Below are 12388 nucleotides of genomic sequence, written 5' to 3'. Positions count from 1 at the left end.
GTTGACCTCGGTCGACCCGCGGCACCCGTGCGCCGACCAGCCAGCCTTCCCGGCTGTGCCGTGCACAGCCAGCCGTCCCTTCCCTGCGGGGGGCCCTGTCCCGGGCCCCCCGCGCCCTGTTCTCACCCAGGTCAGGCGGTGCCGCCGCCGTCTCAGGCGGCGCGCAGCAGGTTGGCGGCGTGCTCGGGGGCGATGTCGTTGATGAAGACACCCATTCCGGACTCGGAGCCCGCCAGGAACTTCAGCTTGTCCTTGGCTCGCCGGGTGCTGAACAGCTGCAGGTGCAGGTGGGCGAGCTCGCGGTCGATCCGTACCGGCGCCTGGTGCCAGGCCGAGATGTACGGCATCGGCATGTCGAACAGGCCGTCGAAGCGGCGCAGCAGATCCAGGTAGAGCGGCCCGAAGGCGTCCCGCTCGCTGTCGCTGAGCGCCGGGATGTCCGGCACCACACGGCGCGGTGCGACGTGCACCTCGAACGGCCAGCGGGCAGCCGCCGGGACGAACGCCGTCCAGTGTTCGTTCTCGACGACCACCCGGTCACCGGTGGCGCGCTCGGCGGCCAGGACGTCCGCGTACAGGTTGCCCCCGCCGGTTCGCTCGGCGTGCCGGCGTGCCGCGGCCAGCAGCGCGCGGGTGCGCGGCGGCACGAAGGGGTACGCGTAGATCTGCCCGTGCGGGTGGTGCAGCGTCACGCCGATCTCGACGCCCCGGTTCTCGAAGCAGAAGATCTGCTCCACGCCGGGCAGTTCGCCGAGCACCTCGGTGCGGTCGGCGAGCGCGTCCAGCACGGTGCGGACCCGGCGCGGAGGAAGGCTGGCGAAGGAGGCGTTGTGGTCCGAGGTGAAGCAGACGACCTCGCACCGGCCGAGGCCCGGCCGAACCGGTGTGAACGGGGTGATCTCCCCGGGCTCGTCGGCCACCTGGCCACTCAGCGACGGGAACCGGTTCTCGAAGACCACCACGTCGTAGTCGGGCGCGGGGATCTCGGTCAGCCGGTCGCCCACCGACGGGTCGAGGGGGCACTCGTTCGCCGGCGGGAGGAAGATGCGGGTCTGCCGGTGCACGGCGACCGCCACCCACTCGTCGGTCAGCGGGTCGTAGCGCAGCTGGGATGCGGGGGGCGGCGGCGGCAGGTCTCGGCGGTCCGGCTGGTCGCGGACCGCGTCGTCGCGCTCGTCGAAGTAGATCAGCTCCCGGCCGTCGGCCAGGTCGGTCGCGGTGCGCTTCACTGCGCCGTCCCCTCACTCGTCGGCGTGCGCGTCGCGCGGTCCGCCCCTGTCGTCGCCTTCACCATGATCAGTTCGCCCACCTGCTCGCCGAGCACCAGTCGTGCGGGCGGAGGCAACCGGTCGTCGCTGACCAGCACGTGTGCCGCGGCCAGCTCGACGATCGAGGAGATGCCCACTGTGCCCCACTTGGTGTGATCGGCGAGCACCACCAGCCGGTCCGCCGCGGCCACGAGCGCCCGGTCGGTCTCCGCCTCCATGAGGTTCGGGGTGGTGAAGCCGGCCCGCTCGGTGATGCCGTGGACGCCCAGGAAGAGCAGATCCAGGTGCAGTGACCGGACGGCCCCGACCGCAATTGGACCGACCAGCGCGTCCGACGGGGTGCGGACGCCGCCGGTGAGCACCACCGTCTGGTCCGGTCGACCACCGGCGTGCAGGATCTCGGCCACCGGCAGCGAGTTGGTCACCACGGTCAGGCCGGGCACGTCCACCAGCCTCCGGGCCAGCTCGGCCGTGGTGGTGCCGGCGGAGAGCGCGACCGCCGCGCCAGGCCGGACCAGTTGGGCCGCCCGGTCCGCGATGGCGGCCTTCTCCGGCAACTGACGGACCGACTTGGCGTGGAAGCCCGGCTCGTCGGTCGAGCCCGGCCCGGCTGTCGTGGCGCCGCCGTGCACCTTGGCCAGCAGGCCGCGCTCGTGCAGTGCCTCCAGATCGCGCCGGATGGTCATGTCGGAGACACCGAACTCGCCTGCCAACTCGCTCACCCGGAGACCGCCGGTCGAACGGACCCGCTCCAGGATGGCCGCCTGCCGCTGCTGAGCGAGCATTTGCCGTGCCTCCCGGGGGTCCACGTACTCTCACGCGGTCAAACGTGTTCCAACAAAGATGAACACTAGCGCGTGGCCGACAGGCGTGGAAGGAACGGGGTACGGCGCCTCAGGCAGATGCGATCTTCAGCTCCACCCAGCCGGTCTCGGTCAGATGGTGCAGCACAGCCTGCACCGCGTCCGGCACGCTCAGGTCGGTGGTGTCGAGCACCAGGTCGGCGTCGGTCGGCTCCTCGTACGGGTCGTCGATGCCGGTCATCCCGGTGAGCAGTCCAGCCCGCGCTCGCGCGTACAGGCCCTTGCGGTCCCGACGCTCGCACACCTCCAGCGGAGTGGCCACGTGCACCAGCACGAAACCCGCCCCGGCGGCCAGGGCCATCTCGTGGGCCGTGGCGCGGGCCGCCGCGTACGGGGCGATCGGGCAGCAGATGCTCACCCCACGGTGCCGGGCGATCTCGGCGGCCACCCACCCGATCCGCCGGACGTTCAGATCCCGGTCGGCCTTGCTGAAGCCCAGCCCGGCGGAGAGTTCCCGGCGCACCACGTCCCCGTCGAGCAGGGTCACCGTGCGGTCGCCGCTCTCCCGCAACGCGTCCGCCAGCCCTCGGGCGATGGTCGACTTGCCGGAGCCGGAGAGGCCGGTCAGGAAGACCACCAACCCCCGGTGCCGGCGCGGCGGCCGAGCCCGGACCAACTCCCTCGCCACAGCCGGCGGGGTGTGCCACTCCGGCAACGGGAAGCCCCGGTCGAGCAGGTCGTCGATCTCCTGCTGGGTCAGCGCCAGTCGACGGTTGCGGGGTGGGATGTCCTCCCGCCACCGCCACTGCCCGTCCCGGTTGTCGTACGCGAGCTCGCGCGGGACCAGCACCCGCAGCCCGGCACCGGAGAGCATCTCCCCGGTGGAGAGCAGGTGGGTGACCCCGTACGCGGCGGAGACCCGGGCGCGCAGCAGCGCGTCGCTGATCTCCTCGCGTCGGTGCGACAGCGGCACCGCGACCAGGGTGGCGGGCGGCATCCGGTCCCGGGCGGCGAAGATGGTGCGTACCAGCGCCTCCGGCGGGAGACCACCGACGCCACCCTCGCCGACCGGGATCATCACGAGCAGGTGCGCGGCCAGGGTGCGGGCCGCATGAGCGATCTGGGCGAGCTGTGGACGATGCAGTGGCCGGTCGGCGATCACCCCGAGCACCCGGCCCGGGGGCAGCAGCGCGCGGACCTCCTCCGGGCTGCGGCGCAGTCGCTGGAACGGGCCGTGGCCACCGTCGCCCAGTCGCCGGACCTGGCCACCCACCCCTGACACGCCCTCGCGTACCTGCCAGACGTCCGCCACGTCCAGCGCAGCCGTCGGCGCGCCCTCGCCGTCGGTCAGCACCAGCGCCCGGCGGGCCGGGTCGCGCGGATCGAGGCTCTGGGCCAGCGTGGGCGGCACCTGGAGGGTCACCGCGACCTGCCACGGTGCGCCGTCGGCCAGTCGGCCGCGTCGGCTGACCGAGACCAGGTCGGCGCGGGTCATGAAACCGGTCAGAGGCGTGTACGCGCCGGTGAGCAACAGCTCCAGATCCGCGAGCTCACCGGGACGTGGCGTGTACGCCGGTGCGTCCCGCAGCACCTCGTCGGGCAGCACCCAGCCGTTACTCATCCACGCCCCCCACTCGCTGACCGGCACACAGTTTCGCAGCCGACCGCCGATCGGTCGAGGGCGCCACTCCACGACCCAGGCGGGCGGATCAGCGCCGGATCCGCCGGCCCACCGCCGACCGCACCCGGTTCCACACCTTCCGTTCGTCGCGGATCCGGGGCCGCGAGCCGTCGGCCCGGCAGATGAACACCAGCGGCAGCCGCGCGTCCTCGGTCCAGCCCACGTTGGTGATTCGGGCTTTGAGCAGCCAGCTACCCCTGGTCCGGCCGCCGTTGAGGGCGCCGAAGTCGATCGTGGTGGTGGCCCGGTGGACCAGGTGGACGGTGTCCGCTCCGGTCGTCCCGGTGATCCGCTCGGTCTCAAAGGTCACCGGGAGGAAAATTTCGTCACCGGTCTCCCGCCGGCGGGCGACCAGATCCAGGCGGGCCTTGCGGACCTGCGCTGTGGCGTCGAGCACCTCGGGGGCGATCTCTTCCATCGGGAGCACCAACACGTCGCGGCCGTCTTCGGCGCGGAAGCCGACCGGCTGGCCCGCGGAGCGCAGCTCGGCGGAGATGGTCACCGTGACGGCGCGGTCGTCGCGCTGAAGTTCGTCGATCGTGCCGCACGCGGCGATGCCCGCCTCCCAGCGGGCGAGCCGGCGCAGGTCCGCGACACGGCCTCGCTCGGCCAGGTACGCCACGGCCCGGAGCAGGGGTGGCAGCCCAGCGGCGACGCCAGGGGCGAACCTGTCCTGAATGACCTTCTGGGTCTCCAGCGCGAGCTGCTCCAGCCAGTCTTCCGGGGCGTTCAGCAGCCGCTTCCCGCGCAGTCGGCTGAGCATCTCGTTGCGCAGCCACCGCCGGTGCAGCCGGTCTCGCAGCGGACCCGGCTCGGTGTTGGCATCCACGATGTCCAGCGCGTCCCGCACGCTCACGAAGTAGCTCGACGGGTCCAACTGGGTCGCGGTGACGTTGCGCGCGTCGCTCCGCTGGACGTGGTGATAGCAGGTGTAGTCGGACAGCACGGAGGTGCGCCGGGACAGGAAGTAGGCCCGCACGACCACCACGTGGTCCTCCAGCCGACGCTTGCCGCCCTCCGGGAATCGCAGACCGTGCTCGTTGAGGAACGACCGCCGGAACAGCTTGTGGCAGGTCAGGCTGTCGATCAGCGGGGAGTTCCCCAGGGTGGCCTCGAAGCGGTTCTTCCGGAACAGCTCCCGGGGCACGGAGCGGCCGTATCCGGCCATCTTCCCGACGACGATGTCCGCGTCGTTCGTCTTCGCGCAGGCGTACAGCCGCTCAAGCGCCTCGTCGGCGAACCAGTCGTCGTCGTCGGCGAAGAAGACGTACTCGCCGCGGGCGTTCTCGACACCCAGGTTGCGGGGGCGCGACGGCCAGCCGGAGTTCTCGATGTGCAGCACCCTGATGTGTGCGTGCTCGGCGGCCAGCCGGTCCAATCGTTCGGCGGTGTCGTCGGTCGAGCCGTCGTCGACGAAGACCGCTTCGAACTCGTCGGCGGGCAGTGACTGACGCAGCAGCGAGGCGACAAGCTTCTCGATGTGCGGGCCGCAGTTGTAAGCCGGCACGACGACGCTCACCTTGGGGACGCCAACTTCGGCCATCAGGATCCCTCCCGCGTCAGTCGATCACCCGGCGGGCTTGCTGCCTGATGAACGGGAGGTGAATGGTGCCACCCGGGATCTGTCTTTCCCCAGGCGGGGTCGGGCCGAGCGCGGGACCGGCCGAAACGTCGCAACCGCCCCGGGCGGAGGACCTTAGGGGTCCGCCGCGGCAAGGATCAGGGGAGCGCCGGGGGCGAGCCGGTGTCCGTCGTGGGCATCGACTCCCTACGCTGGGCAGCGTGACACTGATCGCGACCCAGTCGCTCACCAAGACGTACGGAGGTCGGGTCACCGCACTCGCCGACCTCACCGTCGCCGTCGAGCCCGGGATCATCGGCCTGGTGGGCGCGAACGGCGCCGGCAAATCCACGTTGATCAAGATTCTGCTCGGCCTGATCGCCCCGACCAGCGGTCAGGTCTCGGTGCTCGGCATCGACCCGACCGCCGACCCGGCGGCGGTCCGCGCCCGGGTCGGCTACATGCCCGAGCACGACTGCCTCCCGCCGGACCTGTCCGCCGCCGAGCTGGTCACCCACCTCGGCCGGATGAGCGGCCTGCCACGCACCGCCGCCCGCGAGCGGGCGTCGGAGGCGCTGCGGCACGTGGGGCTCTACGAGGAGCGCTATCGCCCGGTCGGTGGCTACTCGACCGGCATGAAGCAACGCGTCAAGCTGGCCCAGGCGCTGGTGCACGACCCCGATCTGCTGTTGCTCGACGAGCCGACCAACGGCCTGGACCCGGCCGGCCGCGACGCCATGCTGGCCCTGGTGCACCGGATCGGCACCGAGTTCGGCATCTCCGTGCTGGTCTGCTCGCACCTGCTCGGCGAGGTGGAGCGGATCTGCGACACGCTGATCGCCATCGACGGCGGCCGGTTGCTGCGCGCCGACAACATCTCCGCGATGACCTCGGCCACCGACGTGCTCGCCGTGGAGGTCAGTGAGGGCACCGAGGAACTGGCCGCCCGGCTCGCCGAGCTCAAGCTGCCGGTGACGCGGGACGGGCGACTGCTCCTCGTGCCGCTCGCCGATGACGGCACCTACGACCTGATCCTCGGCGCGGTCGCCGAACTGGACCTGCCACTGCACCGACTGGACCAGCGCCGGCACCGGGTGGCCGAACTCTTCGCCACGAGGGAGCTCACTCATGCCTGAGCCGTCTTCCGCCGCCGTGCGGTCCACGCCCACCGGCGTCATCCACGACATCGGCTACCAGCGTTACGAGGGTCCGAGGCTGGGCCGGCGGCACGTCTTCGGCGCGCTCTACGTGCACGGGCTGCGCACCACGTTCGGTTTCGGACGCAGCGCCAAGGCCAAGATCTTCCCGTGGCTGGTGGTCGGCATCGTCACCCTGGTCGCGGTGGCCCTGACCGCGATACGCAGCCAGATCGGCGAGCCGGTCGCCACGTACGCCCAGTTCGCCGACTCGATGAGCTGGCTGGTCCTCTTCTTCGTCGCGGTGGCCGCGCCGGAGCTGGTCTCCCGGGACCTGCGCAGCGGTGTCCTGCCGCTGTACTTCTCCCGGCCCCTGCCGCGCGGCGACTACGCGCTGGCCAAGCTGTTGGCGCTGGTCACGGCGCTCTGGCTGCTGCTCGGCGGGCCGCAGGTGGTGATGTTCCTGGGTGCTGCGTTCACCACCAAGGAGGGCATGCGTGGGGTCTGGAACGAGCTGCTCGACCTGCTGCCCGGGCTGCTCTACGCCGGGCTGTGGGCGGTGGTCTTCGCGTCGGTCGGGCTGCTGATCGCATCGCTGACCGGCAAGCGCGCCTTCGCCGCCGGTGGTGTTGTCGCGGTCTTCCTGATGACCACCCCGATCGTGGGCACCCTGAGCATCCTGCCGTCGCGTACGGCGAATGAGCTGGCCGGGCTGGCCTCGCCGTCCACCCTCGTGCAGGGGGTGGGCATCTGGTCGCTGGGCGACCTGCTGGTGGAAGACGGCCAGGGTGGGGCGTCGATCGGCCGGTTCGGCCCGGTCTACGCCCTGGCCGCGGTGCTGCTGGTCGCCGGTGCCACCGCCCTCCTGCTGGCCCGCTACCGGAAGGTCGCCTCCTGATGAGCACGCTGAGCCTGACCGGGGTGTCCCGGTGGTACGGCAACGTGGTCGCGGTCAACGACATCAGCATGGCCCTGGGGCCGGGCGTGACCGGGCTGCTCGGCCCGAACGGCGCCGGCAAGACCACGCTGCTGCACATGATGGCCGGATTCCTCTCCCCGTCGCGGGGCACGGTCACCCTCGACGACCAGCCGACCTGGCGTAACCCCGACGTCTACCGGCGGCTCGGGCTGGTCAGCGAACGGGAGGCGGTGCAGGGCTTCCTCACCGCGTACGAGTTCGTGCTGGCCAGTGCAAAGCTGCACCGGCTGGCCGACCCGGCGGCGGCGGCTCGGCGGGCGATCGACCTGGTGGAATTGGAGTCGGCGCAGGACCGCCGGATCGGCACGTACTCCAAGGGCATGCGGCAGCGCGCCCGGGTGGCCGCGGCATTGGTGCACGACCCGCAGGTGCTACTGCTCGACGAGCCGTTCAACGGGATGGACCCGCGCCAGCGGCTGCACATGATGGACCTGCTGCACACCCTGGGCGACGCCGGCCGGACGATCCTGTTCAGCTCGCACATCCTGGAGGAGGTCGAGCAGGTTTCCGGGACCGTGCAGGTGATGGTGGCCGGCCGGTTGGCGGCCTCCGGCGACTTCCGGACCATCCGCCGGTTGATGACCAACCGCCCGCACGTCTTCGCGGTGCGCTCCACCGACGACCGGGCGCTGGCCGTCGCGCTGATCGCCGAGCCGTCGGTGAGCGGGGTCGAGTTGGACCCCACGGGCCTGACCGTGCGAGCCGGTGACTACGGCGCCTTCACCCGGGCGCTACCCCGGATCGCGCTCAACCAAGGCATCCGGGTGCGCCAGCTGGTGCCGTCCGACGAGTCTCTGGAGAGCGTCTTCTCCTACCTGGTGGAGGCCTGACATGTCGACAATTACCTGGATCACCGCGCGCGGGCTGTTCGGCCGCCGTCGGTTCCTGTTGCTGCTCCCGCTGCCGTTGGTGCTGCTCGGGCTGGCCGTGCTCTGTCGGTCGCTGGGGGTGGACCCGCGCGAGTGGGGGCCGCCGGTGCTGGTCGGCCTCGGGTTGGCCGTGGTGCTGCCGGTGGTTGCGCTGATCATCGGCACCGGCGTGCTGGGCGCCGAGATCGACGACGGCACGGTGGTGCACATCCTGACCAAGCCGCTGCCGCGCTGGCAGATCGTGCTGCCGAAGCTCGCGGTGGCCGCCGGGGTCACCGCGGCCACCGTCGCGGTGCCGCTCTACGTCGCGGGCGTGCTGGCCGCTTCGGTACGCCTCGGCCTCGCGCTGGCGGTCGCGGCGGCGCTCGGCGCGCTGGCATACTCGGCGTTCTTTCTCGCGCTCAGCCTGGTCACCAGGCGGCCGGTGCTGCTCGGCCTGGTCTACGTGCTGATCTGGGAGGGTCTGCTGGGAAACTTCGTCAGCGGCACCAAGGTGCTCTCCATCCAGCAGTACGTGATCGCCCTCGCCGACCGGATCGCCCCCACCGGGCTGCTGGAGACGACCGTGTCGGTGCCGGTGGCGTCGGTGATGACCGCGCTGGTCAGCGTCGGCTTCACCGTGCTGGCCATCGACCGTCTGCGTTCGTTCAGCGTGGCCGGCGAGACGAGCTGACGCCCGTGCGAGGCGCTGTTCCGGCCAGCCCCCGCCCGGCGGTATGGCTGGCCGGATGGACCGGTCGGGCCACATCGGGCCAGGCTGTTGGGCGTGAGCGTCGAAGCGGAGCAGACGTCGTTGGCTGAGCCGTACTCCCGGAGCAGCCGGCCGTGGCTGACCAGCCTGGCGGGCGCCGGGCTGGCGTGCGCCACGGTCGCCACGGCCGCTCAGGGCAGCGGCCAGTTTCACTGGTGGGCGGTGTTCATCCTGATTCCGGCCGCGTTGATCGCGGCCAGCGGCGGGCCGTTGCTGGTCCGGGGCGGTGGCCGGGCCTTCGCCGGGTACATGCTCGCCTGCGTCGGCACCCTGGTGTTCGCGGTGGGCGCGCTGCTGATGTTCGGCGTGATGAGGCGGGGTTGGCCGCTGCTGGTGGTGCTGCCCTGCCTGGCGGTCGCCGGCACCTACGGCTGGCGGGCGGCCCACCCGCTGGCCCGCGGCCTGCACCGGGCGGTGGCCCTGCTCGCGCTGACCGGCGCGCTGCTCGGCCTGACCCTGCAACTGATCCGGGTGGATCTGATCCACCTGGACACCGGTTGGTGGGGTGCGTTCCTGATGCTGGCCGGGGCCATCGTGCTGGGCAACGCGGTTGAGCTGACCCGGCACCGGATGCCCTACCGCCTCCAGGCGATCACCCTGCTGGTGGGGCCGGCCGTGGTCGCGTTCCTGCTCGGGCTGCGCTTCCTGCGCGGCTGGTGACGGCCCGTCCGCCGCCGCCCCGGCGGGGTGGGCGGCGGCGGACGCAGCCGCTCCGGCGGAACAGGCGGCGGACGCAGCTCAGAAGGCGCAGGCGATGACGAGCTCCGGGGTGCGGTCGGGGAGGAGGTCGAGTTTGTCGATCCGGCCGGCCGCCCGCAGGTCGTCGGCGACCAGGGTGAGCTGTTCCAGAAGCGCTGCCGGGCCGAGCGCTTCGGCCAGCGGCACCTCCGCCTTCATCGACAGCTTCCGCTCCGATTTGGCCCGCCGCACCTGGCTCAACGCGTCGCCGGCAAGCCGCAGCAGCGCCGGCTCACCCGTCCCCGCGATGGTCCGGGCCACCTCGTGGGTGGTGGGCCACGGCGCTCGGTGCACCGAGCCGTACCGCCACCACGACCAGACCTCCTCGGTCACGTAGGGCAGCACCGGGGCGAACAGCCGCAGCTGCACCGACAGCGCCGACGCCAGCGCCGCGCGCGCCGAGTCGGCCGCCGCACCGGTGCCGTACGCGCGTTCCTTGACCAGCTCGATGTAGTCGTCGCAGAACCGCCAGAAAAACGCCTCGGTCGTCTGCAACGCGGCCGTGTGGTCGTACGCGTCGAAGGCGGTGCTCGCGGCGGTGACCACGGTGGCCAGCTCGGCGAGCATGGCCCGGTCCAGTGGAGCGGTCGCCGGGGCGTGCAGCGTGTCCGCCGCGCCCAACCCGAGCGCGAACTTGGACGCGTTGAGCAGTTTGGTGGCCAGCCGTCGGCCGACCTTGATCTGCGCCGGGTCGAAGGCCAGGTCCATGCCGGGCTTGCCGCTGGCTGCCCAATAGCGCACCGCGTCCGAACCGTGCTGCTCCAACAGCGCCAGCGGGGTGACCACGTTGCCCTTGGACTTGGCCATCTTCTTGCGGTCCGGGTCGAGGATCCAGCCCGAGAGCACGGTGTCCCGCCAGGGCAGCACCCCGTGCTCGAAGTGTGCACGGACCACGCTGTCGAAGAGCCAGGTCCGAACGATCTCCTGCCCCTGCGGGCGGAGGTCCATCGGGAAGATCCGGGCGAACAGGTCCGGGTCGATCTCCCAGCCGCCGACGATCTGCGGGGTCAGCGACGAGGTCGCCCAGGTGTCCAGCACGTCCGGGTCGCCGATGAAGCCGCCCGGTTGGCCGCGCTGCGACTCGTCGTAACCGGGTGCCGGGTCGGTCGATGGGTCGACCGGCAGCGCGGACTCGTCCGGCGTGAGAGGGTGGGTCCAGTCCGGCTCGCCAGTGTTGTCGAGCCGGTACCACACCGGCACCGGCACCCCGAAGAAGCGTTGGCGACTGACCAACCAGTCCCCGGTCAGGCCGCCCACCCAGTGGTCGTAGCGGTGCTTCATGTGCGTCGGCACCCAGTGCAGCTCTTCGCCCCGGGCCAGCAGTGTCGCTCGCAGCGTGTCGTCCCGGCCGCCGTTGCGCAGATACCACTGCCGGGTCGAGACGATCTCCAGTGGCCGGTCGCCGCGTTCGTAGAACTTGACCGGGTGGGTGATCGTGCGCGGCTCACCGATCAGGTCACCCGCGTCGGCCAGCATTCCGACGATCTTTCGGCGGGCGCCGTTGACGGTCTGCCCGGCCAGCGCCTCGTACGGCTGCGCCGGCACCCCGGCCGGCGGCTCGGGGAGCAGCCGGCCGTCCCGGCCGATCACCACCCGCGTGGCCAGCCCCAGCTCACGCCACCAGGTCACGTCGGTCAGGTCACCGAAGGTGCAGACCATCGCGACGCCGGTGCCCTTGCCCGGGTCGGCGAGCGGGTGGGCGTGCACCGGCACCTCGACGTCGAACAACGGGCTGCGCACGGTGCCGCCCACCAGGTCGGCGTACCGCTCGTCGTCGGGGTGGCAGACCAGCGCCACACAGGCCGGCAACAGCTCGGGTCGGGTGGTGTCGATGAGCACGTCGCGCCCGTCGGACGCGATGAACCGCAGCCGGTGGTAGGCGCCGGGGCGCTCCCGGTCCTCCAACTCGGCCTGGGCGACCGCGGTGGCGAAGCCGACGTCCCAGAGCGTCGGCGCCTCCGACTGGTACGCCTCGCCGCGGAGCAGGTTGCGCACGAACGCCCGCTGGCTGGTGGCCCGCGCGATCCGGCCGATCGTCGTGTACGTCAGGGACCAGTCCACCGAGAGCCCGAGCCGCCGCCACAGCGCCTCGAAGACCTGCTCGTCGGCGACCGTGAGCCGTTCGCACAGCTCGATGAAGTTGCGGCGGGAGATCGGGGTGGGGTCGCGGCGGGTCGCGTCGTCGACCGGCGCCGACGCTGGCCGCCACACCGGGTCGTACGGCAGTGCCGGATCGCAGCGCACCCCGTACACGTTCTGCACGCGACGCTCGGTGGGCAGGCCGTTGTCGTCCCAACCCATCGGGTAGAAGACGGCCTTGCCGCGCATCCGCTGGTACCGCGCGACGGTGTCGGTATGCGTGTACGAGAACACGTGCCCCATGTGCAACTCGCCCGACACGGTCGGCGGCGGCGTGTCGATCGAGAACACGTCGACCCGCTCTTTGCTCCGGTCGAACGCGTACGTGCCCTCTTCCTGCCAGCGGCGTGCCCAGCTTTCCTCGAGCCCGTCCAGGGTCGGACGCTCGGGAACGCCGGCGCGGGCCGTCCTCGCCGTGTCGGTCATCCTGCGATCGTAGACACCTGCAGAGTGCGGAGCGACG

At 71.7% G+C, this 12388-nt stretch carries 10 protein-coding genes; 5 read left to right on the top strand and 5 right to left on the bottom strand.

Annotated features, from left to right (window positions below; translation table 11 throughout):
• Nucleotides 1-152: 152 nt before the first annotated feature.
• From galT to OG811_RS06345, 4 genes are all read right to left on the bottom strand, one after another.
• Nucleotides 153-1229, bottom strand: coding sequence for a galactose-1-phosphate uridylyltransferase (gene galT / locus OG811_RS06360; RefSeq protein ID WP_406072766.1), 1077 nt, complete (start codon nt 1227-1229; stop codon nt 153-155).
• A complete protein-coding gene (locus OG811_RS06355) occupies nt 1226-2053 on the bottom strand; it encodes a DeoR/GlpR family DNA-binding transcription regulator (RefSeq protein WP_406072765.1) in 828 nt (275 codons plus the stop codon). Before OG811_RS06355 ends, galT begins: the two co-directional genes overlap by 4 nt.
• 109 nt (nt 2054-2162) lie before the next feature.
• Nucleotides 2163-3692: an adenylyl-sulfate kinase gene (cysC, locus tag OG811_RS06350; protein WP_406072764.1), complete on the bottom strand. Its 1530-nt coding sequence runs from the start codon at nt 3690-3692 to the stop codon at nt 2163-2165.
• A gap of 88 nt (nt 3693-3780) precedes the next feature.
• Nucleotides 3781-5295: a glycosyltransferase family 2 protein gene (locus OG811_RS06345; protein ID WP_406072763.1), complete on the bottom strand. Its 1515-nt coding sequence runs from the start codon at nt 5293-5295 to the stop codon at nt 3781-3783.
• A 239-nt stretch (nt 5296-5534) separates the two neighbouring features.
• On the opposite strand from OG811_RS06345, the gene OG811_RS06340 reads away from it, so the two are divergent.
• From OG811_RS06340 to OG811_RS06320, 5 genes are all read left to right on the top strand, one after another.
• The gene (locus OG811_RS06340; RefSeq protein WP_406072762.1) at nt 5535-6449 is read left to right on the top strand and encodes an ABC transporter ATP-binding protein; all 915 of its coding nucleotides are present in this window, start codon (nt 5535-5537) and stop codon (nt 6447-6449) included.
• Nucleotides 6442-7347 carry an ABC transporter permease gene (locus OG811_RS06335; protein WP_406072761.1) on the top strand — a complete coding sequence of 302 codons (906 nt, stop codon included), beginning with the start codon at nt 6442-6444 and terminating at the stop codon, nt 7345-7347. Before OG811_RS06340 ends, OG811_RS06335 begins: the two co-directional genes overlap by 8 nt.
• Complete coding sequence (locus OG811_RS06330; protein WP_406072760.1) at nt 7347-8258, top strand: ABC transporter ATP-binding protein; 912 nt, start codon at nt 7347-7349, stop codon at nt 8256-8258. The genes OG811_RS06335 and OG811_RS06330 overlap by 1 nt, the downstream gene beginning before the upstream one ends.
• A 1-nt stretch (nt 8259) precedes the next feature.
• Nucleotides 8260-8970: an ABC transporter permease subunit gene (locus OG811_RS06325; RefSeq protein WP_406072759.1), complete on the top strand. Its 711-nt coding sequence runs from the start codon at nt 8260-8262 to the stop codon at nt 8968-8970.
• Nucleotides 8971-9063: 93 nt separating this feature from the next.
• Nucleotides 9064-9708 (top strand): hypothetical protein, encoded by a 645-nt coding sequence (locus OG811_RS06320; protein ID WP_406072758.1) that lies wholly within the window; start codon nt 9064-9066, stop codon nt 9706-9708.
• Between the two features lie 78 nt (nt 9709-9786).
• On the opposite strand, the gene valS is transcribed toward OG811_RS06320, so the two are convergent.
• Entirely contained in the window at nt 9787-12351 is a 2565-nt protein-coding gene (valS, locus tag OG811_RS06315; RefSeq protein WP_406072757.1) for a valine--tRNA ligase, read from the bottom strand.
• Nucleotides 12352-12388 lie beyond the last annotated feature (37 nt).

Origin of the sequence: Micromonospora sp. NBC_01638, from assembly GCF_045209745.1 — a bacterium.
GTDB lineage: Bacteria > Actinomycetota > Actinomycetes > Mycobacteriales > Micromonosporaceae > Micromonospora.
The sequence above is the reverse complement of the archived record's forward strand: the minus strand, read 5'-3'. Positions and strand labels throughout refer to the sequence as shown.